This window comes from Romboutsia lituseburensis DSM 797 (genome assembly GCF_900103615.1).
Taxonomy (GTDB): domain Bacteria; phylum Bacillota; class Clostridia; order Peptostreptococcales; family Peptostreptococcaceae; genus Romboutsia_F; species Romboutsia_F lituseburensis.
This window is the reverse complement of sequence record NZ_FNGW01000006.1, coordinates 38,259-63,457: the sequence shown is the minus strand read 5'-3', so window position 1 is coordinate 63,457 and position 25,199 is coordinate 38,259. Positions and strand designations below refer to the sequence as shown.

General features: G+C 28.5%; 21 protein-coding genes and 1 other annotated feature. Of the genes, 2 read left to right on the top strand and 19 right to left on the bottom strand.

Annotated features, from left to right (window positions below):
• Positions 1 to 408: 408 nt before the first annotated feature.
• Positions 409 to 1,812, top strand: coding sequence for an ATP-dependent metallopeptidase FtsH/Yme1/Tma family protein (locus tag BLP75_RS12485; RefSeq protein WP_092726547.1), 1,404 nt, complete (start codon positions 409 to 411; stop codon positions 1,810 to 1,812).
• Between the two features lie 150 nt (positions 1,813 to 1,962).
• Here the strand turns inward: BLP75_RS12485 and thrS are convergent, their stop codons facing one another.
• The 13 genes from thrS to queG form a co-directional block, all read right to left on the bottom strand.
• The gene (thrS, locus tag BLP75_RS12480; protein ID WP_092726546.1) at positions 1,963 to 3,882 is read right to left on the bottom strand and encodes a threonine--tRNA ligase; all 1,920 of its coding nucleotides are present in this window, start codon (positions 3,880 to 3,882) and stop codon (positions 1,963 to 1,965) included.
• Between the two features lie 137 nt (positions 3,883 to 4,019).
• Positions 4,020 to 4,242: a binding site (T-box leader), on the bottom strand.
• A 65-nt stretch (positions 4,243 to 4,307) separates the two neighbouring features.
• Positions 4,308 to 4,910: a DUF445 domain-containing protein gene (locus BLP75_RS12475; RefSeq protein WP_092726544.1), complete on the bottom strand. Its 603-nt coding sequence runs from the start codon at positions 4,908 to 4,910 to the stop codon at positions 4,308 to 4,310.
• Positions 4,911 to 5,004: 94 nt separating this feature from the next.
• The gene (locus tag BLP75_RS12470; RefSeq protein WP_242872430.1) at positions 5,005 to 5,805 is read right to left on the bottom strand and encodes a putative sporulation protein YtxC; all 801 of its coding nucleotides are present in this window, start codon (positions 5,803 to 5,805) and stop codon (positions 5,005 to 5,007) included.
• A 263-nt stretch (positions 5,806 to 6,068) separates the two neighbouring features.
• On the bottom strand, positions 6,069 to 7,004 hold the full coding sequence (locus tag BLP75_RS12465; protein WP_092726543.1) for an ABC transporter permease: 936 nt from the start codon (positions 7,002 to 7,004) through the stop codon (positions 6,069 to 6,071).
• On the bottom strand, positions 7,004 to 8,098 hold the full coding sequence (locus tag BLP75_RS12460; protein ID WP_092726541.1) for an ABC transporter permease: 1,095 nt from the start codon (positions 8,096 to 8,098) through the stop codon (positions 7,004 to 7,006). The genes BLP75_RS12465 and BLP75_RS12460 overlap by 1 nt, the downstream gene beginning before the upstream one ends.
• Before the next feature lies 1 nt (position 8,099).
• Complete coding sequence (locus tag BLP75_RS12455; RefSeq protein WP_092726540.1) at positions 8,100 to 9,659, bottom strand: ABC transporter ATP-binding protein; 1,560 nt, start codon at positions 9,657 to 9,659, stop codon at positions 8,100 to 8,102.
• A gap of 386 nt (positions 9,660 to 10,045) precedes the next feature.
• On the bottom strand, positions 10,046 to 11,098 hold the full coding sequence (locus BLP75_RS12450; RefSeq protein ID WP_092726538.1) for a BMP family lipoprotein: 1,053 nt from the start codon (positions 11,096 to 11,098) through the stop codon (positions 10,046 to 10,048).
• Between the two features lie 321 nt (positions 11,099 to 11,419).
• Complete coding sequence (locus BLP75_RS12445; protein WP_092726536.1) at positions 11,420 to 12,268, bottom strand: DegV family protein; 849 nt, start codon at positions 12,266 to 12,268, stop codon at positions 11,420 to 11,422.
• Between the two features lie 40 nt (positions 12,269 to 12,308).
• Positions 12,309 to 12,779, bottom strand: coding sequence for a tRNA (uridine(34)/cytosine(34)/5-carboxymethylaminomethyluridine(34)-2'-O)-methyltransferase TrmL (gene trmL, locus BLP75_RS12440; RefSeq protein ID WP_092726534.1), 471 nt, complete (start codon positions 12,777 to 12,779; stop codon positions 12,309 to 12,311).
• Between the two features lie 203 nt (positions 12,780 to 12,982).
• Positions 12,983 to 14,341, bottom strand: a complete 1,359-nt coding sequence (locus BLP75_RS12435) for a VanW family protein (RefSeq protein WP_170139196.1) — start codon at positions 14,339 to 14,341, stop codon at positions 12,983 to 12,985.
• Position 14,342: 1 nt separating this feature from the next.
• A complete protein-coding gene (nth, locus tag BLP75_RS12430) occupies positions 14,343 to 14,972 on the bottom strand; it encodes an endonuclease III (RefSeq protein WP_092726532.1) in 630 nt (209 codons plus the stop codon).
• A gap of 227 nt (positions 14,973 to 15,199) precedes the next feature.
• Complete coding sequence (locus tag BLP75_RS12425; RefSeq protein ID WP_092726530.1) at positions 15,200 to 17,458, bottom strand: ATP-binding protein; 2,259 nt, start codon at positions 17,456 to 17,458, stop codon at positions 15,200 to 15,202.
• Positions 17,459 to 17,584: 126 nt separating this feature from the next.
• A complete protein-coding gene (gene queG / locus BLP75_RS12420; protein ID WP_092726529.1) occupies positions 17,585 to 18,490 on the bottom strand; it encodes a tRNA epoxyqueuosine(34) reductase QueG in 906 nt (301 codons plus the stop codon).
• Positions 18,491 to 18,554: 64 nt separating this feature from the next.
• Between queG and BLP75_RS12415 the strand changes: the two genes are divergently transcribed.
• On the top strand, positions 18,555 to 18,959 hold the full coding sequence (locus BLP75_RS12415; RefSeq protein WP_092726527.1) for a RusA family crossover junction endodeoxyribonuclease: 405 nt from the start codon (positions 18,555 to 18,557) through the stop codon (positions 18,957 to 18,959).
• Positions 18,960 to 19,100: 141 nt separating this feature from the next.
• On the opposite strand, the gene BLP75_RS12410 is transcribed toward BLP75_RS12415, so the two are convergent.
• The 6 genes from BLP75_RS12410 to BLP75_RS12385 form a co-directional block, all read right to left on the bottom strand.
• Positions 19,101 to 20,096 (bottom strand): aldo/keto reductase, encoded by a 996-nt coding sequence (locus BLP75_RS12410; protein WP_092726526.1) that lies wholly within the window; start codon positions 20,094 to 20,096, stop codon positions 19,101 to 19,103.
• Between the two features lie 33 nt (positions 20,097 to 20,129).
• Positions 20,130 to 20,966, bottom strand: a complete 837-nt coding sequence (locus BLP75_RS12405; protein ID WP_092726525.1) for a deoxyribonuclease IV — start codon at positions 20,964 to 20,966, stop codon at positions 20,130 to 20,132.
• A 97-nt stretch (positions 20,967 to 21,063) separates the two neighbouring features.
• Positions 21,064 to 21,630 carry an ArsR/SmtB family transcription factor gene (locus BLP75_RS12400; protein WP_092726523.1) on the bottom strand — a complete coding sequence of 189 codons (567 nt, stop codon included), beginning with the start codon at positions 21,628 to 21,630 and terminating at the stop codon, positions 21,064 to 21,066.
• An 83-nt stretch (positions 21,631 to 21,713) separates the two neighbouring features.
• Entirely contained in the window at positions 21,714 to 22,631 is a 918-nt protein-coding gene (glsA, locus tag BLP75_RS12395; protein ID WP_092726521.1) for a glutaminase A, read from the bottom strand.
• A gap of 96 nt (positions 22,632 to 22,727) precedes the next feature.
• Entirely contained in the window at positions 22,728 to 24,395 is a 1,668-nt protein-coding gene (locus BLP75_RS12390; protein ID WP_092726519.1) for a nucleoside kinase, read from the bottom strand.
• Between the two features lie 40 nt (positions 24,396 to 24,435).
• Positions 24,436 to 25,197 carry a sugar phosphate isomerase/epimerase family protein gene (locus BLP75_RS12385; protein WP_092726518.1) on the bottom strand — a complete coding sequence of 254 codons (762 nt, stop codon included), beginning with the start codon at positions 25,195 to 25,197 and terminating at the stop codon, positions 24,436 to 24,438.
• Positions 25,198 to 25,199 lie beyond the last annotated feature (2 nt).

The following is a 25,199-nucleotide window of genomic DNA, read 5'->3' as shown; positions in this document are numbered from 1 at the left end:
AAGCGAATGATATAAATCATCCGCCATATAAGTTAACAAATTCAACAAGCTTAATATAAAAATTATATAAAAGCTTTAACTTATATTTACCCGACAACCTAAATCGTAAGGTGAGAAGCGGACTTCTTCTTGTTTTTTCATCAGTTACTCTATATACTATATCATTATTTAATTATATATGCAACTATTTTTTTATTTTATTTTACATTTTTTTATTTACTTCTATTATTACACCTTTATTTTATTTTATCAAAATTTTAATATGAGTAATTATTTAGCTAATTCTGGTTATACTTAAAGATGTTACATATTCTATGGTTTGTTTATGGAAAAATTTAAATAATAAATATTAGCAACTATGGAAACTATAAGATAAATAAATAATTTTTATTATTGAGGTGTATGGCTATGAAAATGTTAGACAATTTTTTAAAGAAACTTAACAAACCAGTGCCTGTATTTGCTCAAACTAAGATGGAAAAGGAAAATCCAACAGACGATGCTGCATCAACTAAACCTAAAACTACATTTGAAGATGTTGCAGGATTAGAGGAAATAAAAGAGGAGCTATTCGAAATTGTAGATTTTATGAAGTCTCCAGATAAGTACAAAAAAATGGGTGCTAAAATCCCTAAAGGTGTACTATTCTATGGTCCTCCTGGTACAGGTAAAACATTACTTGCATCTGCTGTTGCTGGAGAAACTAACTCTTCTTTCTTCAACGTTACTGGTTCTGAGTTTGTTGAGAAATACGTTGGTGTAGGTGCCAAACGTGTTAGAACTTTGTTTGAAAAGGCAAGAAAAGAAGCTCCTAGTATAATCTTCATAGATGAGATTGATGCTATAGGCGCTAAAAGACATTTAGAAAGTAATAATGAAAAAGATCAAACATTAAATCAGCTTTTAGTTGAAATGGATGGATTTACAAAAGATTCAAATGTAATAATAGTAGGAGCTACTAATCGATTAGACTTACTTGATGAAGCCTTGTTAAGACCAGGAAGATTCGATAGACATATTCATATAGGTTCTCCTAACTATCATACTAGATATGAAATTTTAAAAGTTCATACTAACAATAAACCAATTGATTCATCTGTAGATTTAGAAGTTTTAGCTAAGAAAACACATGGATTTAATGGAGCCCATCTTTCTAACATAGCAAATGAGGCAGCAATTTTTGCAGTTAGAGATAAGAGTGACGTGATTACATCTGTTCATTTTGATAAGGCACTTGAAAGAGTTATAGCCGGACTAGAATCTAAAAGTTCTGTGCTTATAGAAAAAGAGAAAAAAATAGTTTCTTATCACGAAGCAGGTCATGCACTTGTTAGTAATTTAGTAGGATTATGTCCTATACAAAAAATTTCTATAGTTCCAAGAGGTCAGGCTTTAGGATATGTACTTCAATTACCTGATGAAGATAGATATATTTATACTAAAGATGAGTTAATAGGAAAAATGAAAATTTTATTAGCTGGTAAAGCATCTGAAGAAATAATTTTCAATCATAAATCTACTGGTGCTAAAGATGACTTAAAGAAAGTTACAGACATTGCAAACCAAATGGTTTGTGAATATGGTATGAGTAATTTAGGATTTATGACTATAGACGGAAATGTAAAAAGTTTTATGTCTGAAAAAATTCAAAAAGAAGCTAATGATATAGTGCAAACATGTTACAAAGAAACACTTGAACTATTGAAAAATAATATAAACGATTTGCATGTAGTTTCTAAGCACTTATTTGACAAGGAAACTATGACTCATGAAGAACTAAAAAGTTTAATTACAAAAGAATGTGTAAATTAATTTATTTATCTATTATGAAAAATATAAAAAGAGCTAATCAATTTTAGATTAGCTCTTTTTATATTTCTTATCTGATTTTATATAAGATAATTTTTTAAATACAAAAGCGTACTAAGTAAATTACTTAGTACGCTCTAATTATAATCTATACTATGCTTGTATTACGTTAGTTCTATCTTCAACTTCTTTTAAAACAGTTGCTATAAACTCATTTAATTCTAAGCTTCCTATTTCTCCATTATCTCTAGATCTTACAGATATCTTATTTTCAGCAGCTTCTTTTTCACCTACAATTAACATATATGGTATTTTTTCAAGCTGTGCTTCTCTTATCTTAAATCCTGTTTTTTCTGCTCTATCATCTATTTCAACTCTTATGCCTTTTGCAAATAAAGCTTTTTTAACTTCTTTAGCATAATCATTGTACTTATCTGATATTGGAAGTATTCTTACTTGTGTTGGAGCTAACCATACTGGGAATTTACCAGCATAATGCTCTATTAATATTCCTATAAATCTTTCTATACTTCCGAATGCAACTCTGTGTATCATAACTGGTCTATGCTTTTCACCATCTTGACCGATGTAGTTTATATCAAATCTTTGAGGTAATTGCATATCTAATTGTATAGTTCCACATTGCCAAGTTCTTCCTAAACAATCTCTTAAGTGGAAGTCTATCTTAGGTCCGTAGAATGCTCCATCACCTTCATTTAATATATATGGTAAGTTTAAGTCTTCTAAAGCTTCTCTTAATCCATTTTCTGCAGTTTCCCATTCTTCATCTGTTCCCATAGAATCCTCTGGTCTAGTAGATAATTCTAAGTGATATTCAAATCCAAAAGTCTTGTAAACACTATCTATTAATTTTACAACACCTTTTATCTCATCCTTTATTTGCTCTGGTAACATGAATATATGTGCATCATCTTGAGTGAACGCTCTAACTCTCATTAATCCATGTAATGCCCCTGATAACTCATGTCTATGAACTCTACCTAATTCAGCAACTCTCATAGGGAAGTCTCTGTATGAATGTGGTTTAGCTTTGTAGAATAACATACCACCTGGACAGTTCATTGGCTTTATAGCAAAATCTTGTTCATCTATTTGTACAGTGTACATATTTTCTTTGTAGTGATACCAGTGACCTGAAGTTTCCCATAATTTTTGGTTTAATATTATTGGAGTTTCTATTTCAACATATTCATCTGCTCTGTGTATTTCTCTCCAGAATTTTAATAATTCATTTTTAAGCTCCATACCTTTTGGTAAGAATAATGGGAACCCTGGACCTTCTTCTGGTATAAAGAATAAGTCTAATTCTTTTCCTAATTTTCTATGGTCTCTCTTTTTAGCTTCTTCTAACAGGTGTAGGTATTCTTCTAAATCTTTGTTCTTTTCAAAAGTAATACCATATATTCTTTGAAGCATCTTGTTCTTTTCGTCACCTCTCCAATAAGCACCAGCTACACTTAATAACTTGATAGCCTTAACTTTTTTAGTTGAAGGTAAGTGTGGCCCTCTACATAAGTCAGTGAAGTCACCTTGCTTGTAGAAAGATATTATTTCTCCTTCTGGTAATTCTTCTATTAATTCAACTTTGTATATTTCTTCATTTTCTTTAGCCCAAGCTAAAGCTTCTTCTTTTGGTAATTCGTATCTTTCAACAGCTAAATCTTCTTTAGCTATTTTTTTCATTTCTTTTTCTATCTTTTCTAAGTCTTCCATAGTTAATCTATGGTCTAAATCTATATCATAGTAGAATCCATTTTCTATACTTGGCCCTATAGCAAACTTAGCTTCAGGATATAATCTTTTTATAGCTTGAGCTAACATATGAGCTGATGTATGTCTAAATACATCTTTACCTTCTACATCTTCGAATTTAAATAAATTTAATTCGCAATCTTTCTCTACCTTGAAATCTAACCCTACTACTTCCCCATCTACAGATGCTGCAACTATAGCTCTTGCTAAACCTTCGCTTATAGATTTAGCTATATCCATAACTGAAACTTCATTTTCAAATTCTCTTACTGAGCCATCTTTTAAAGTAACTTTTATCATCTTTGTTTACCTCCTTATTTTTTATGTGTCTCAAAATTCACTTAACTCAAATAACGTTTTACACATATATCCAAATTAGTGGTTATAATTTATAATTTAATTCCTGATAATATAAAAAAACTCGGCCCAAATAAAATATTTGGGACGAGTTATTAATTCGCGGTTCCACCCAAGTTGGCATATATAATGCCCTCTTGATGACTGTAAGGTAGTCAACCGAATCTTTTCACACACTAGTAATGCTACTAAATTCCGCTCCAAGGTAGTTTTCAAATAGTCATATTTAGATAAGCTTTCAGCCCACGACTTATCATCTCTGAAAATTGTTTCTATTTTACTCTTCCTCTTCTTAGCTTGTTAATATTATTTTTTAATAAATTTAGTATAATTATAACAGATAGTTTTAAGGCTATCAACTATAATTTTTACATAAATATAATTATTAACCCTTGAACAATTCCTATAACAAATCCTAATACAAATCCTAAGATTTCTATATGTTTTAATTCCTGCTTGGCTATTCTAAGTATTATTTCCTCTAGTTCATATAAATCTAATTCATTTATTTTAGTTTCTACCATTTGTTGTATATTTATACGTTTATTTGCTTTAATTATTATTTCTTCAGATAAATCATCTATACTTTGTCTAATTTCTGCTTCTATCGCATCTGATACATAACCTTGAATTATACTTTTTAAAGGTCCAGGAGCAAAACCTATCTTTTCATTAACTATAAGTTTTATTTTTGTTTTTATATACTCTATTACATTTTCTTTATCTTCTTCTGTAATTAGATTTTCTAATATTTCATCAAGTGAAAGAAACTCATTTTGAATTACTTCCCCTATATTAGTAGCTATCTCAGCTTTTCTTTTTGGTATTAGCCCTATTATTTCTTTATTTATTATAGGTATCCTTATAGGTTCTATAGGCCTAAAAATCAACTTTATAGCAACTACATTTGTTATATAACCTATTATCCCACCTATACAAGCTAATATTAATATCTTTAGTGCATTATCCATAAAATAAATCTCCTCATTTCAATATAATTGTATATATAATTTGCTTTCTAATTATTATATAATACTTTTATACTATATTGATATGAGTTTTTTGCTAATTTTGATAAATAAGATTTACTTTATTTCCAAATATAGACTTTATAGTTTGAACTATCTCTTTAGATGAGTTATTTTTTAAAGTATCTAGTATTTCTATTTTGCCAGGACATAAGGTTAACAATGTACTTATTAGGTAATCTTCATAATTTAAATTTTCTTGTATTACCATATTAATTATTTCTTCATTGTCTATATTGTCTATTTTATTACCATGCTTATCATACAAAATAAAAGAATTATCTTTTAGTATATGTACTTTAAGTAAATCAATTTTTTCTTCTTGTATTTCAATAAAATACTTCAACACATTTATAAACTCATCTTGATCTTTTTTTATTATGTATTCTTCGACTGCAATATCCCCTATCGTAGATATATATCTCATAAACTCTTTCATTCTAAAGTTTACAAATCCTTCTATATTTATATAGTCATTAGTAAGTATATAATTATTTATTTTATTTCTTATAGAATCTTTTATAAAACACTCTTTTGTTTTAAATAATTCTAATGAATATGTATAAATTTTTTCTTCCTCATTCAAGTAGGTTTCATGATATTGCTTCCAAATGTATTCTTTTAATAATTTATATTTCATTATATTTAGTATCAATATTGTTATTTCTTCTGTCATAGATTCAATATCTATATTTTCTTTATTTGTTTCACTTATCTTAATTTCAATAAGACCATCATTGTGTCTCAGTTCTTTATTTAAATTACTATTATTTAAAAATCGTAAAGCATACATTTTGTCTTGTTCTGATAAACTTAGATGAATGTTTTTTGTTGTCAAATCAATCGCTCCTTTCTTAACGATAAGAGGAACTGTGTTAGTTATCATATTATATTAAATTTTATTTAGAATAGCTTTTGTTTAACCTAAAATTTAATATTATTCTTATGTCCTATAACTTTTATTATAACTATATTTATTGTATTTAATTCATTTTGCTTAACTATAATTATCTTTTTATAAAATTTTATTTATTGTTTTTATACATATTATTTATTTATATTTTTTCAAAAAAAAGATGATAGCTTAAAGCTATCATCTTTTTATCTTTCACCTTTTTTGTATGAATTACCAAGAGCTGCTGGAGCCTTAGAACTTTTAACGAAAAGAACTAATACTACTAGCGTTACTATATATGGTATCATTGACAGTAAGTTTTCATTTATACTAAATGGTAATTCTGGATTTCCAAAGTATACTGATAATGCTGTTGAGAATCCAAATAATAAACATGCTACCATTGACCATTGAGGTCTCCATTTACCAAATATAACTGCTGCTATAGCTATATACCCTTGACCAGATATTAATGTAGGTCTGAATGAAGAAACAACAGCTAAACTCATTGATGCTCCTCCAAGCCCTGCTAGTATACCTGATAATATAACTGCTTTATATCTAGTTTTAGCAACATTTATACCTAATGTATCTGCTGCACCAGGATGCTCTCCTACTGCTCTTACTCTAAGTCCGAACTTAGTTTTATATAATACATAATATACAACTGCAACTAATATAAATGCTAAAAATACTGTTGCATATGCATTAAATATTGTATCTAATATGCTTCCAGATGGGAAAACTCCATTTAATGGTCTTGGTATTTTATTTTCCATTGGTATTGTTGGTGTCATAGTTGCACCATCAAACATTATTTTAGATGTAAATAACGCTACACCTGGAGCTAATAAGTTTATTGCAACACCTGATATTGTATGGTCTGCATTGAAACTTACAGTTGCTATAGCATGGATTAAAGCAAATAAACCACCTGCTAATCCACCTACTAAAAATGCTATCCAAGGATTTCCTACCATATATCCAGCAGCCGCTCCTGCGAATGCTCCTATAGTCATCATTCCTTCTATACCTATATTAACTATACCTGAATTCTCTGAGAATACTCCACCTAATGCTGCAAATATAAGGGGTGTAGAGTACATCAGAGTAGTACTAAGGATTAAAGCTATATCTTCCATTATGCATTACCCCCTTTTTTCTTTTTATCTCTCATTTTTACGTATAACATTCTTAAAACACTACTTAAAGCTATAAAGTAAACTATTGACCCTATAACTATATTAACTACCTCTGAAGGAGCTCCTACAGCTTGCATCTTAGTTCCTCCATATTTAAATGCACCAAATAATAATCCTGAGAATATAACTCCAATTGGATTACTATTTGCTATTAAGGCAACAGCTATACCATCAAAACCATAACCTTCTTGAGCAGCAAGTATTGTTATATTGTTAGATACACCCATAACTTGTATGGCTCCAGCTATACCTGCTAATAAACCTGCTATTGCCATAGATTTAAATATTGATGAACTGACATTTATTCCACCGTATTCAGCACCAAATTTGTTATATCCAACTCCTCTTAATTCAAATCCTAAAGTAGTTTTGAATAATACAAATGCTATTATAAGTACTAATATTATAGAGATTACTATCCCCCAGTTAACCTTAGTTGCAGGTCCTACTAATCCTGTTAACCAATCTATTCCTATGGATGCCGAATCATGTATACTTATTGATGCTTCACTGTTTGGTCTTGCTAACCAAGTACTTTTTATCATAAAGTTACTTAAATAGAAAGCTATCCAGTTAAGCATTATAGTTGCTATAACTTCATTTATTCCAAACTTAGATTTTAACCATCCTGCAAATCCACCCCATATAGCACCAGCTAATGCTGCTACTAGTAATGTAAGTGGTATATGTATAATTGCAGGAAGTTCTATTCCAGAACCTACCATAGTTGCAACTAGTGCACCTACTATAAACTGACCTTCTGCTCCTATATTAAATAATCCAGTCTTAAACGCAAATGCTATAGAAAGACCTGTTAATATAAGAGGTGTTGATCTTATTATTGTCCACGCTATAAATTTAGGCTTTCCAAATACACCTTCTATCATAGCTGAGTATGCCACTATTGGATCTTCTCCAGCTAAAACTAATGCTATCGCTCCTACAATAAGTCCTAATACTATAGATATTAAAGAGAATAATATCGCATTGTCAGCTAGGGAAAACTTCTTTTTATTTTTTATATTATCAACCATTCTATTTACCTCCAGCCATCATAAATCCTAGTGTATTCTCATCTGCATCTTTTGCATCAACAATTCCCACTATTTTTCCTTCATAGATTACAGCTATTCTATCTGAAACATTCATAACTTCGTCTAATTCTAAAGATACTAAAAGTACTGCATTTCCTTCATCTCTTTGCTTAACTAAAGACTTATGAACGAACTCTATGGCACCAACATCTAGTCCTCTTGTTGGTTGAGTTGCTATTAATAATTGTGCTTCTCCTGTTGCCGCTCTAGCTACCTCTATATTGTCAACTTCTCTACCTATTATAACCTTTTGCTGGTTACCTCCAGATAAAGCTCTTGCTTTTGTTGTATGGTCTGTTGGTCTTACATCAAATCTATTTACTATTTCTTCAGCATATTTATCAATAGCTTCTTTGTTTAATACACCATTTTTAGAGAATCTTGAATCTTTATAATTTTGTAAAACTGTATTTTCAGCTACAGAGAAGTCTAATATTAACCCTCTTTTATGTCTATCTTCAGGTATATTTTTTATACCATTAGTAAACATATCTTTAGGATTTTTATTTAAAAGTTCTTTACCATTTACTTTTATACTTCCTGATTCAGCTTTTCTAAGTCCAGTTAAAGCCTCAACTAGTTCAGATTGGCCATTTCCATCTATACCAGCTACACCTAATATTTCTCCTGCCTTAACTTCTAAAGATAAACCATCTACTACAGATATCTTCCTATTATCTTTCACTATTAAATCTTTTACTTCTAATACTGTTTGTTCTGGCTTAGCTTCTACTTTATCAACTTTAAAGTTTACTTCTCTACCAACCATCATAGCTGCTAAATCATCTTCTGTTACTTCAGAAACTTTTACTGTGTCAATATATTTACCCCTTCTGATTATAGTACAGTGATCTGCTGCCGCTTTAATTTCTTTTAATTTATGAGTTATTATTATTACTGATTTACCTTCTTTTGTTAAGTTTCTTATGATTTGTATAAGCTCTTGTATTTCTTGAGGTGTAAGAACAGCTGTTGGCTCATCTAGTATTAATATTTCAGCTCCTCTATATAAGGCCTTTAATATTTCTACCCTTTGTTGCATACCAACTGTTATATCCTCAATTTTAGCATTCGGATCAACATATAACCCATATTTTTCAGATATTTCTTTTACATCTTCTATTGCTTTTTTTAGGTCTACAGCCCCAAGACCTTTTGTTGGTTCAGTCCCAAGTATTATATTTTGAGCTACTGTAAAAGGTTGAACTAACATGAAATGCTGGTGAACCATCCCTATTCCATTGGCAATGGCAACATTTGGATTATCCATGCTTACTGATTTTCCATTTATAAGAATATCTCCTGATGTAGGTTGATATAAACCATATAGTATGTTCATCAGAGTAGATTTTCCTGCTCCATTCTCACCTAAAAGAGCATGTACTTCACCTTTATGTACAGTCAAATCTATGTTTTCGTTTGCAACGAAATTCCCGAACTTTTTAGTTATCTGTTTCATTTCTACAACTTTTTGACTGTAGTCGACATTACTATTCTTCATCGCTCTTTATTGCCCTCCTTAATTTAATATTCAGCATTTTTATTATACTAAAATACATTGTACATAACAAACAATTTTACTAATTTTTTCGAAAAAGTTGATTTTTGTCGTTTTTTGTCTAGTACTTTTCGAAACTTAGATATTATCAACTATTTTATTTTACCATTTCTCTGATAAATATTATTCTTACCAAAAGAATCTAAAATATTTTATTCTATGGTATTAAAAAGTTTATTCTCACTTTGATTTCATTAATCACTCTTATTTCGTAACATAGGATATATATTTAAACTATTGTTTATCATTAGGATTATATTTTGAATTTTTTGCCAATCTGACATGTAATTTAAAAAACTACCCTTTAATAAGGGTAGTTTCTTTGAATACTACTTCTTTAATTGATCGTATTCAGCTTTATTTTGAGGAACTTTTATTTCTCCTGATTTTATCTTTTCAGCTTCTTGTTCAACATATTTTAATACTTCTTCTTTAACATGTTTATCACTAGTTGGAGCTATACCAACTCCACCCATTTCTAATGTATTAACTACAACTTTTCCAGCCTCATATTTACCTTCTATTAAAGACTTAACCATGTTATAAACAGCTACATCTATATTCTTCATTGCTGAAGTTATTACATTATCTGGAGCTAATTTATTTTGATCTTGGTCAACACCTATAGCTTTTTTGTTATTTTCTTTAGCTGCTTCTATCGCACCTATACCAACAGCACCAGCTGCTGAGAATATTATATCAGCATCTTTTTGATGCATTTGATTTGCTATAGATTTTCCTAAAGCTGCATCTGAGAAACTGTTAGCGTATTGTACAAGTACTTCTGCTTTTGGATTAGAAGCTTCTACACCTGCTCTAAATCCATAATCAAATCTACTTATAACTTCACCTTCTATACCACCTATAAATCCAACTTTATTAGTTTCAGTCATTTTTCCTGCTACTAATCCTGTTAAGTAAGATGATACATTATCTTCAAATAATAATGAAGTTACATTTTGGGGTTGTTTTTCATAAGCTGCATCTATAAGAGCAAATTGATTTTCTGGATAATGTTCTGATGCCTCTTGTATAGCATCTGATAACTTAAATCCAACTCCTATTATTAAGTCCATATCCTCATCAATGAATGTTTCTAAGTTTGGAACGTAGTCTGCATCTTGCTTAGATTCTAAGTATTTAACAACTACTTTATCTTTTCCATATTCTTTTTCTATCTTTTGTAAACCTTTCCAAGCAGATTGGTTAAATGACTCATCATTTACTCCACCTACATCTGTAACCATCCCTATTTTAAAAACTTTATCCTCCTCTTTGCCAGCAGACTCACCTTCTGATTTATTTCCTGAGCTACATCCTACTAGCATACTAGCACTCATAACGACTGCTAAACCTAATGATAATAACTTTTTAAGTTTCATAGATTCCTCCCTAAAATATAAATATTATGTACTATTGATTATATAGTACACCATTTTGAAAACTTTTTCTATATAAAAAAAAATTTTTATGGCAATTAAATGTATATTTTTTGTATAATAATGTAACTTATTTTTTGAAATTAGTGTGTAATTATTCTTTTTACACAATTTTCTAAAAACTTAGTTAGTATTCTTACTTATTATTGGTATTTTAACGTTTTTAAAGTATTTTTTTCATATTTATTTTATTTTTTATTTACTTATGCTTATTATTATCAAAATAAAAAGCCCTCTTACGAGGACTTCCTTAAATATGACATACTATTTATTTTTTAGACATATAATTCCAGTTAAACCAGGTCCAGCATGAGATCCTACACAAGTTCCAATTTGGAAGTATAATATTCCTTTCGGATTAAATTGTTCTTTGACTACTTCAGTTAACATTTCTCTTTCTTTGAAATCATCACTATATCCTATGCAGATAACTTGGTCTGTTAAATTTGTTCCACAATTTTCTTTTATTAGTTCAATCATTTTAGATATTACATTCTTCTTGCCTCTAACTTGACATACAGGAGCGACTAATCCATCTCTTATATCTAATATAGGCTTTATATTTAATATGCTACCTATAGCAGCTTTAGTAGAAGATATTCTTCCACCTTTTTGTAAATATTCTAATGTATCTACTGAGAATAAAACATAAGTCTTTTCTCTTAGTATTCTAACTTCTTCTAATATTTCATCTATATCTTTACCTTCTTGAGCAAGTTGTGCTGCTTTAACAACTAATATACCTATAACATACGAAAATGCTAATGAATCATATGTATAAATATCTCCACCTATATCATTCTTAGCCATAACTGCGCTTTGATATGTTCCTGTAGCTACAGATGATCCTGCTATGTAAAGTACTTTTCTGCCTTCATTAACGTATCTTTCAAATACTTCTTTAAATTGAGCATATGTTGCTTGCGATGTTTTTGGATATACATTTTGTTCCCTAAGTGTTTTATAGAATTCATCATTAGATATATCTACGCCATCTTTATATTCTTTTTTATCTAATATTACAGTTAACGGTACAACTTCTATATCATATTTTTGAATTAACTCTTTAGGTATATCTGATAAACTATCACAAATGACCTTTATATTTTTCATTTTAATTGTCCCCTCCTAAACTTGCTTAGATTAATTGGGATTATCTCATATTAGGATAACCTAATTGTCTTAGTGCCTCGTACACTACTATCGCAACTGAGTTTGATAAGTTTAGTGATCTTGCTTTTTCTACGTTTATCATTGGTATCCTCATGCAAGTATCTAAATTTGCTTTAATTAAATCTTCTGGTAATCCTTTTGTTTCTTTTCCAAATACTACGAATGAATTTTCAACAAACTCCATATCAGAATGTGATTGATTAACTTTTGTTGTTGAGAAGAAAAACTTTCCTTCTGGATTCTTTTCAACGACTTCTTCGAAGCTGTCATAGTACTGTATATTTGCTAAATCCCAGTAATCTAATCCACTTCTTTTTAAATATTTATCCTCTAAAGAAAAACCTAATGGTCTAACTAAATGTAATGTTGTACCTGTTGCAGCACATGTTCTTATTATATTTCCAGTATTTTGAGGTATCTCAGGTTCTACTAATACTACGTTTAATGACATATAAAATCCTCCTTTTACGATTATTAAATTTACATTATGTATCTATAAATTTAAATTTCTATATATTTTTTTAGAATTGATATTTCTCAAATATAATTATAACAGAAATTTTCTTTATCTCAATGATTGCTTTATTAAGTTATTTTTCTGCATATTAAAGATTAAAATCTCCCATTTTAAATTTAAATGGGAGATTTTAATCTTTACATAACTTCACCATTAAGGTTATTATTTTGTATTTTTTTCTTAGTTCCATATATAACTATCTTGTCCATAGGAGGATAATAGTTTTCCTTTATAAGTTCTTTAACTACATCTCCATTTGATTTATATATTCTAAAAGTATTTACTGTATATCCTTTTCGTCCTTTTTGATAGATACTTTTTTCACCTTCATATAATTTATCACTTTGCTGACATTTTGTTCTATATGGAAGTGATTTTACAATTTCTGTAATTATTTCTATATCTTTTTTATTTTCTTCATTTCCGTAAATAGTTGATACAATTTTGTTATCATATACTTTATGAGTAATAAATATAGGAGTTTCAAAATTATTTTTAAATCTTAAATCAATATCACCTGTTGATATAGTAGCATCTCTTCCTTTTGATATATATGAACTTGGTATACTATGATTTTTAACATTTGTTATCTCAAGCCCTGCATAAAGGGCTGCATTATATAAAGTAGTAGATACTTGGCACAAACCTCCACCAGAACCTTGTTTTAATTTTCCATTTATAATTACAGGTGCTTTTTTAAATTGGCATTTTACATCTGGAGATTGTATATAAGAATTAAATGAAAATTCTTCAGTTGGATTTAGTATAATATTACTTGTAGCTTTAGCTCCAACTCTTATATTATTAACTCTATTGTATATATTAGGATTAAAATATGTTTCATAAGTCCCAAGTACTGAATTTATTTTACATATATCATCATATAAGTATTTAGGTGCTACTGAAATTGTAGGAATCTCCTCTTTTTCATAATTCATCTCATTTATTTTAGTGATTATTATTCTTTTAAATTTTCCTTTGTCTAATCCTATTCCATATGTTTCTCTTTCATAAGCTAAGTTTTCGCCATCTAAACTTATACTAGCATTAATAGGTAATCTGCTTATGTTTTGTTCAATATTTTCTATAAAAGCTTGTATCTTTTCATTATTGTATGATTTATTTAAATGTATATTTACAGTTTCTCCTAGCTCTAAGTTAACTTTAGTTTTTATATTAGATATTATATTTTTATCTCTACCTATATTATAGGCTTCTTGTACAGAATTTCTTATATTATAATTAACGCCTATATCATTTATATTTAAAACAAACTTGCTATCTTCATTAATAAATATAATTTGATTATGCTCTTTAATAAATTTTTCTATTTTCTTTTGAGCCTCTTCTCTAGTTAATTCAGATACATCTATATTTTCTACATATATATTTTTACAAATTTTTTCTTCATTATTTTTAGCTTGTGCTACATTTATACTTCCTAAAAAAAAGATTCCTACTGCTATTAATACTGTTATTATTTTAAGTCGTTTCACATCAGTCATTCCCTTCTTTATAATAACTACAATCGTTTTTTATAGGACAAATTTCACATTCTGGTTTTCTGGCTTTACATATCCTCCTTCCATGAAATATTAAAAGATGATGAGAATGAGACCATCTTTTTTTAGGTATAACATCCATAAGTTCAAATTCTGTTTTTTCTGGTGTCTGAGTTTGAACCAATCCAATTCTATTTGCTACTCTAAATACATGTGTATCAACTGCCATAGCATCTTGATTAAAAGCATTGCTTAAAACAACATTTGCAGTTTTCCTTCCTACCCCAGGTAATTCAACTAATTTATCTAAGGTATCTGGAACTTGTCCATCATATAACTCACATAACATCTCTGATGTAGCTTTTATCTTTTGTGATTTACTTTTATACAAACCACAACTTTTTATTTCTTCGCTTATCTGATCAACACTTAGTTTTGAAAATGCTCTAGCTGTATTATATTTTTTAAATAATTCTTCAGTTACTTTATTAACTCTGACATCTGTACATTGAGCAGATAATATTGTTGCTACTAATAATTCAAAAGGAGTTGTATAGTTTAACTCACATTTAGCATCTGGATATGTTTTTTCTAGTACATCCAATATTTTATTAACATCCTTCATTTTAAAATCTCCCCTTTTTATTTAATTACTTATTAATATATTATTTATCATCTTCAGCAATATATAACAAATTACTGTACTATTATATATGTAAGTTTTTCACATAAACACTTACATTTACCGTATTCTTAAAATTATACTATTTAGTTTAAAATTTAAAAAGAAAGCAAAACTTTCTAAGTGATGCTTTCTTTTCATTTATTCCCATTTAATTTTTTATAAAAACATTATTTTGACTCATTTTTTATTTTACTAAATTCTCTAAGTCTATCAACTGTTAGTTTTTTGATATAATCAAAACTCATATCTGTTAAAATTTCAAGCGCTTGTTCTACTCTTTCTACTTGATATATTTTAAACATGCCTTTTTCTATAGCTTCATTTAACTCATCTGATAGGACTAGATTTCTACTATTATTTTTAGGAATTATAACTCCTTGATCTCCAGTTAGACCTTTTCTCTTACATGTAGAATAAAATCCTTCTACCTTTTCTGCAATACCTCCAACCACTTGTATATCACCTTTTTGATTCATAGATCCAGTTACTGCGATATTTTGTTTTAATGGTATTTTAGTTAGTGATGAAATTAGCGTATATAATTCAGCTCCTGTAGCACTATCTCCATCAACACCACCATAATTTTGTTCAAAACAAATATATGCATTTATAGATAAAGGAAACTCTTGAGCAAAGTTTTCAGCTAAATATCCTCCTAATATAAGCACTCCTTTGTTGTGTATTGGACCACTCATATTTACTTCTCTTTCAATATTTACTATGCCTTTATTTCCAGGACTAGTTGTTACAGTTATTCTAGAAGGTCTTCCGAATGAATATTCTCCCATATTAAGGACTGATAATCCATTTATAACCCCTATTTTTTTACCTTGAGTTTCTATAAGTGTAAATCCATTTTCTAATGACTCATCCATTTTGCTTTCTATTCTACTTAGTCTTTTTCTTCTTTCATTTATAGCCACTTTAACATCCTCTTTATCTACATACTCAACACCTCTAATTGTTGCATATGCATCTCCCTCTATAATGACTTCTAGTATCTTATTAAATTCCGTTGAGAGTTTACTATTATCACCAGATACCCTAGTACTAAATTTTATAACTTCTTGTACTGCATCATAAGTAAAATGTTTTAATTTATTTTTATTACATTGCAATGCTATAAATCTAGTTATTCCATCCTCATTAGTATCATTTTTATCCATCTCATTATCAAAATCAACGAATATCTTGAAGTATTTACTAAAGTCTGCATCATAATTATAAAGTAAATTATACATATAATTATTTCCTATTAATATAACTTTCATATCTATAGGTATACTTTCAGGTTTTATAGAAGTTTGTGTATCTACTCCTATTTTTCTTGACTGTATAGTTCTTTTTAACATATCCCAAGATAATCCATATCTTAATAATTGATCTGTATATAATACTAAATATCCTCCATTAGCCTTATGAACAGCACCTGGAATTAATTTTGTAAAATCTGTTTTTACTCCACCATTATAGTAATCATACTCTGCTTTACCAAATAAATTAGATGGACTAGGATTCATTTCTACTATTACAGGAGCAGAAGAGCTTTTTTTATCACTTCCATTATCTACAAATAAATTCACTTTATATTTTGTAAAATGCTCTTTGTCATATTTATCTTTTAATTCTTCTTCATCCATATAAAATAAGTACACATACTCTAAAATATCTTTTCTCATATTAGCTAAGTATTTTTTTACCTTATCATATCCTTTATATTTTTCAGTTAAAAGTTCTATATGCGGGTCTATTACAAATTTAGCTACCTCTTCCTCTAAATCTAGCAATGCTTCTTTTGCAGCATCTTCTAAGTCTCTTATCTTATATACAACTTGAATTGCCATACTTTCTAACTCTCTTTTAACTTTGTAAAATTCTTCATCTGCTTTTTGTTCTTCTTCATCAGTTTTTTCTTCATCTTCTTTTTCATCTTTTATAGGTATAAACACCATTCCAACTTTACTATTTTTTAATTTAAAACCTTTTTCTTCTCCATATTTTTTAATTTTTTTCAAAAGAGTATCTTTTTCTATTTCATATTCTTCTATTAATTGATTTTTTCCTATTTCAAAATCTTCACTTTCAAAAGCATCTACTAATTCATCTAATAAAGTTTCTATAAGTTTTTCTATATCTTTTTTAAATATTTTTCCAAGTCCTTTCTTAAGACCTATAGCAACTGGTTCTCTAGGGTGTTCAAAGTTATATACATAACACCAATCTTTGTGATTGTCTTTTTGTGATGCATATTTATCCAATGCTTTCATAGCATATGTTGTTTTCCCCGTACCAGACTCCCCAGCTATATATATATTGTAAGCAGGGTTATTTATTCTTAACCCTATCTCCATAGCATCAATTGCTCTTTTTTGACCTAATATACTTTCTAGAGGTTCTATTTCGGATGTGTTATTATATGTTAGCATAACCCCTCCCCCTTCTTTTTCTTTTATACATTCTATGTGTTATAGCTTGTAAATGTTGAGTCAATTTTAATATTTATTAAAACTCTAAAATTTATAGTTTAATTACGCAAAAAAGAGCATCTTATATTAAGATTGCTCTAAATCATTTACTATTTCTAAATTTCTTTTTATTAAATTTTTTCCTCTCCAGCTAAAAGCCCTTTCACCGTATGTACGTTTAAACTCTTTATTAGACATTAGGCTTATAGTTTCATATTCTAAGTTATATATTAGATCTTTCATAAATCCTTCAATTTCAGTTTTTGAAATGTTCTTGTTATGAGGACATACATCTTGGCACACATCACATCCAAAAACTTTGCCATTATTTCTTATACTTTCTTTTTCTTCATCGGATAAAGTCTCTTTTTTTTGAGTTAAATAAGATATACATCTTTTAGGATTCATCTCATAATTTCCTAAAAGAGCATTTGCCGGACAATATTTTACACATTCGCCACAATTTATACATGTTTTTGGTAGTGGTTCATCTGGATAAAACTCATAATTATTTATAATATATCCTATAAACACATAAGAACCATATTCATCAGTTATTATGTTATTATTTATTCCAAAGTAACCAACTCCTGAAATTTGAGCTAAGTGCCTATCAACTAACGGTCCATTATCTACAAAAATTTTATACTCAAAACCTTTTATGCTTTTTTCTAAATAATTACAAATTTTTTGTAGAAACTCTTTTGTTATTATATGATAATCTTTACCCCTACAGTATTTAGATAAATTAGAGTCTCTATCATCTTCTACATAATATGGAAAAGCACATACTATTATTGATTTTGCATTTTCCATAGTTAATTTAGGATTTATTCTTTTCTCCAAAATAGGCTCTTCCATTCCTGTAGTATGTCCATTAGACAATCTATGTTTTATTATTTTTTCTAAAGTATCATAAGGACCTACGCCTGCTATTCCTACACATTTTAATCCTAATGATGCACAAAATTCTTTTAATTCTTTTTTATTCATAAAATATCCTTTCATTAATTTATTATTAGTCTTATAATAACTAAAGTATAAGGATGGTGATAATTTGATAAAATTAACAATCCCAGGTAGACCTATAAGTAAATCTAATTTTAAACTCCACAATGTTCATGGTCAAGCATGGATGCCATCAAAAGGTAAACATTCTAAGTACCTTGCATATGAAAATATGATTGCAGGTTTTATAAATCAACAATATCAAGGTGAAACTATAGAGGAAGAATTAATTACCGTATTAAAACTATATTTTCCAAATAAACGTATGGGTGATTTACACAACTACCCTAAAAGTATTTGTGATGGAATCGAAAAAAGCGGTATTATAAAAAATGATAAACAACTTAAACCAGTACTTTTATTCGACTTTATAGATAAAGAAAACCCACGTGTTGAAATAGAACTTTATCCTGCATCTAAATTTGATGTTTCTTATAAAATTATAGAAAAATAGATATTTTATTACTTAATTAATTAGTCTACTAGATTTTGTATAGTTTATAATAATGAAAGAGAACTTAAATTCACAAAATAACCACTTTAGTAAATTTAAGTTCTCTTTATTATTCTCTATTTTTAAATTTATAAACGTATATTATCCTAGTTTATTAGCAACATCCTTTAGCATATCTCTTATAGGTAAGTCATATGGACATTTTGTTTCACAAAGCCCACAGTTTATACATTCACTTGCTTTACCATTTGTAGCTTCATATCTTTGTATTGCCCAGTCCTTTAAATTATATCTAGTATAATATCCCTCAAGTAAGAAATTAGCAGGAATATTTACGCCTACTGGACATGGTAGACAATATTCACATCTTCTACAGAATCTATTTCCTAGGCTTTTTCTTATTTCTTCAATTTTTTCATTGTCTTCTTGATTTAATTTTAGATCTTTAAGTACATCTGTATTTTGTCTAACTTGCTCAATACTATCCATTCCAGGTATAGCTACATCTATATAGCTTTTAGATAGTATGTATTTTATAGCTAGTGTTGCATCATCAAGTGCTCCTCCAGCTAAAGGCTTCATTACAATGATTCCTATGCCTTTTTCATTAGCCTTTTTAAATACATCATCCGCTTGATCTTCTACTATATTATATGGAAATTGTATTGTTTCAAATTTATCATCTTCAACTACTTTCTCTATAGTTTCTAAGCTATGGCTCGTAATTCCAATATGCTTTATCTTACCTTCTGATTTAGCTTCCAATAACGCTCTATACGCCTTATCTTCATTAAATATATCTTCATATTCTTCACTTTTTAGATTATGTATTTGATACAGATCAATATAATCAGTTTTTAAATTTCTTAAGCTTATCTCAATGTCATTTTTCATAGATTCATAACTTCTAGACATACTTTTTGTAGCAATAAAAAAATTTTTTCTTCTACCCTCTAATGAATTCCCTATATATTCTTCACTTACTGTATATCCTCTTGCTGTATCTATAAAATTTATTCCTTGTTTCTCTAACTCATTAATTACATCATTAGTATCCTTTTGAGATATTCTTTGTATCGGTATTCCTCCAAATCCTACCCTTTTTATTTTCATACCTGTATTTCCTAATAACCTCATATTCTTCTCCACCTAACTATATAAAATATTAAATTATTTACTTTCTAGTATATCTTTTATCATCTTTATTTCTCTTTTATGTCCTTCATCCTCTAATGGAGTTTCTAAAAAGAATGGTAAGTGACTTAGCCTTGGATTAGTCATAAAATCCATTATGGCATCTAACCCTATTTTACCTTCTCCAATTACTTCATGTCTATCCTTTTTATCCCCAAATGGCATCATACTATCATTCAAATGCACCGCTTTTAATTTTTCTAATCCGATAATACTATCAAACTCATCTAGTACTTTATCTAATTCATTTACAATATCATATCCTGCCGAAAAAATATGGCATGTATCTAAACATACACCTAGCTTTTCATTATGAGTTACTTTATCTATAATTTTTTTTATTTGTTCAAACTTAAATCCAATTTCTGTTCCTTTACCTGACATAGTTTCTAAAAGTATTGTTATTTTTTCATCACCTTTTATAGCTTCATTTAAAGCATTTGCTATTTTATCTATTCCGACTTCCTCTCCTGAACCTACATGGCTTCCTGGATGGAAACACATATACTCGATTCCTAAGTAATCCATTCTTTCAATGTCTTCTTTTATTACTTTTTTCCCAAATTCATATACATCATCTTTAGCTGCAGCGAGGTTCATAGTATACGGAGCATGAGCTAATAATGGCCCAAAATTATAGTCTTGTCTTATTTTTTGAAATTTAGCTATATCTTTTTCATCAAATGCCTTAGCATTTCCTCCCCTTGGATTTCTGCTAAAAAACTGAAATGTATTTGCACCTATTTGCACAGCTACTTCAGCTGCTTTACCATAGCCTTTTGCTATTGATATATGTGGTCCTATTACTAACATATAAATTCCTCCTTATTGTCATTAACTAATTGCCATTATAGTATTTTATATTTTAAGTATACCCAAAAAAATAAGTATCAACAAATGTTGATACTTATTATATATTAAATGACTCACTTTCTGATATAGGTATAGTTAATAGCGCTATATCAAACATCTCATCCATTTCAGTATGTTCTCTCGACTTTAGAATTTCATCTAACTTCAATTTTATTGCATTATTTAACTCATTTATTTCACTTTGAGTTAAATTTACATTATTATATTCAATTACACTCTCATCTAAAAGTCGTTCTTCCTCTGCTGCATTGTAGAATAGTTCGCTCATATTCTCAAACTTCGATATACTAAGCTCCTTTTGCTCTTCTTCTGTATGCAAAGAAAAATTAAGTACTTTTTTCCCTACAACTATATTTTTAGCCTTTGGGTAATAGTATTTCTCTACTATGCCTGATTTTATTTTTTCTTCTACTAATTCTAAAATACCTACCTTATATAACGTTTTTATATGATAGTTTATTTTAGCATGAGGCTCATCCAGTAATTGCGATAATTGTTTAGCTGATAAAGGCGATTTATCAAACGTTTGTAAAATATCGATTCTTCTAGGATGCGCAATAGCTTTTATACATTCCAGGTCCCTTAAAACAAGTACTTCTTTCATTCCCCCCACCCCTATAAAAAAATTATTTTATTTTTAATTTAATTATATAGTAAGTGTTAACAGTTGTCAAAAAATTCTATAATTTAAAAAATATTTAAATTCATCCTTTGTGATAAGTCTTGTAAAACTTTTACTCCAGCGATACTATTTCCTTTTTTATCTAATGCTGGTCCATAAACTCCTATACCCATTTTATTCGGAACAGATGCCATTATTCCGCCTCCGACACCTGATTTTGCAGGTATTCCAACCTTTATAGCAAATTCTCCTGACGCATCATACATACCGCAAGTTATCATAAAAGTTTTTACCATTCTTGATACACTTTCACTAATTATTCTTTCTCCATTTGCTATGTCAACACCGTAAGATGCAAGATTAACTCCTATTCTCGCCAAATCTACTGCATCAATTTCTATTGAACATTGTTTAAAATACAGCTCCAATACTTCATCTACATCTCCATCTATAAATCCATCATTCTTAAGAAGATAGGCCATAGCCCTATTTCTATCTCCGGTCATTTTTTCAGATTTATACACATCGTAATTTATACCTATGTTTTCATTTCTTGCCATTCTTCTAAAGAACTTTAACATTCTCTCTTCTCTTTCTTCTAAAGTTGACCCCTTTATTAAAGATGTCGTCACTATAGCTCCCGCATTAATCATAGGATTACATGGTTTTTTTGTATCATTTGTTTCTAACTTCATTATAGAGTTAAACGGATCTCCACTAGGTTCCATACCTACCTTTGAAAAAACATATTGCCATTCATTATCCATAAGCGCCATTGCAAGTACTATTGTTTTAGATACACTTTGTATTGTAAACTTTGTATCACAATTCCCTGCCTTATACACGTTATTATCTTTATCTATTATACATATACCTAAGTCATCGCGCTTAGCCTTTTTTAATTCCGGTATATAACTTGCAACCTGACCGTAATTTGTATATTTTCTATTTGAGTCTAGTACTTCTTGAATAATTTTTTCCATATTTACCTCCTTATTTAGTTTTATTTCGAAATATTATGTATATATATAATACAGAAAGTCCTGACATTCTGTCAATATCAGGACTTTTCTATAAAATTAATCTACTATTTTACTACCGCCTATGAATTCTCTAAGTATTGATGTTGAATGTATATCAGATGTATCTTTCAATTCTATAAAATATTGAAGGAATTTCAATAGTCTATTAGCTTCTATATATGATGGATTTGATCTATCTATTTCTTCTAGTAATGGTTTTGCATATTTTTTTAAGATAGCAAGCTCATATACACAAGCTGAGTTAAATATTACATCTGCTTCTTCTTGATAAGGGAATATATTTTTCTTTTCTCCTCTTCTAACAGAATCCCATTGCATTATAGTTTTTTCTGCACTGTATCCTCTAAAATTATAATCTCTTACCATTCTTCTTATTAATCTTAAGTCCGTCGTTGGTATTCTATTATGATCATCTAAATTTATTTGAGTTAAAGCACTTATATAAATTTTAAACTTATCTTCATCTGGTATTGCTGATGTTAACATTGGATTTAATCCATGTATACCTTCTAATATTATAGGTTGATTTTCATCTATCTTTAATTTTTTGCCTGTTTCTTCTCTTATTCCTAACTTAAAGTTAAACTTTGGAAGACTTATTTCTTTTCCATCTAATAAATCCTTAAGATCTTTATTAAATCTTTCTAAGTCTATAGCATATATAGATTCAAAATCAAAATTTCCAAATTCATCTAATGGAGTATCTTCTCTATTAACAAAGTAATCATCTAAAGATATAGATACTGGTTTTAAACTATTAACTCTAAGATGTATTGATAATCTATGAGCAAAACTAGTTTTCCCTGATGAAGATGGCGCAGCTATTAAAATAACCCTTTTACCTTGATCTTTTATCATGTCTGCAATCTGAGAAAGTTTCTTTTCATGTAATGCTTCAACAGTTCTTATAACTTCTGGATACTCATCGTTCTCTATTATTTTATTTAATGTAGTTACTTTATCTACTCCTATTAACTTTGACCATAGTTCAGCCTCTTGATAAACACTTGCTAACTTTGGCTGTGGCTTAAATTCTATAGGTTTTGTTTTATCATTTTCACTTGGTCCTAATACTATGATTCCTTTTTGATAAAGCTTTAAGTCAAAAGTTTTTATATATCCAGTAGATGGCAGCATATATCCATAAAAATGATCTATATAATTATTACACTTATATATTTTTACATCATCATATTCCTTATATTTTAATAATTGTGCCTTTTCATCCATTCCATAGCTTTCAAATATCTGCATACCTTCTTCTCTATTAGTTGATATTTTTTCTATTTTATAGTTGTTATTTATTATTGACATCATTTTTTGTTTTATAGCTTCAACGTCTTTCTCTTCTAATTCTCTATCTAAATGAACTTCACAATATAGGCCATTAGATAAAGAATGCTCTATCACTACTCTGCTATCTTTATAAAGTTCATTACATGCCATTATAAAAATAAATGAAACAGTCCTTGAGTATACTCTTAAACCATCCGGACTAGACGTATCTAAAAATTTAACTTCACAATCTTCATCTACACTATAACTTAACTCTCTTAGCTTATTATTTATATCTGCTAAAGCTATATACCCCTTATAATCATCTTCTATATTTTTGGCTATATCTTCTAAAACTATTCCTGAACATCCTTGTGGTATTTGATATTGCCTTTCTTCCCCATTTATTTTAATATTAACATTCCTCATACAATTTCTCCTTTCTCCTACATATAGGAAAAAGAGGTTTTTATGCCTCTTTTACAATAGTTCCTAATATTTTTATACTTTCTTCAATGTACTCATATCCAATTTCTAATATTAAAAAATCAGGCTTAGTTTTTACAACTTTTCTTATATGTTCTATTGATAGTATCCCTTTTCCTATGCCAATATGTATATCGTCTATACCATCATTATCACTTAAATGAACTAATCTTATTTTATCCTTAAGCTTTCCTAAATAATCGCCTGAATTTATTAAGTTATGACCCGTATCATAACAAAATCCTAATCTTTCATTTTTTATCTTATTAAATATATATTCAAAATCATAGTCCATGTTACCTATATTAGAAAAATCACCTTCTTTTGAATATACATTTTCTATAAATACATTTTGTTTTGTACTCTTTGTTAAATCATTTAGAAATTTGATACTAATTTCTAAGTATTTTTCTCTGTTTTTTTTCAATCTATTAGACATAACATATCCTAGGTGAAGGTTAAAATAACTTATTTCTAATAAATTTAGCTCTTTTTTCATGTCTAATACAAATGATTTCCAGGATTCTCTTATATATCGAATATTTTCGCAAGTATTTAATTCCATAGGTAAATGAATACCTATAGATAAATCTAAATCTTGAAATTTTGATTTATATTTAATTAATTCTTTACATTCTTCTATATTATCAATACCCACTTCTATATGTTTTATCTCTTTTATTTTCTCGCATATCTTTAATGCTTCATCTAAATTAAATAATAATGCCGAAATTCCTATTTTCATAT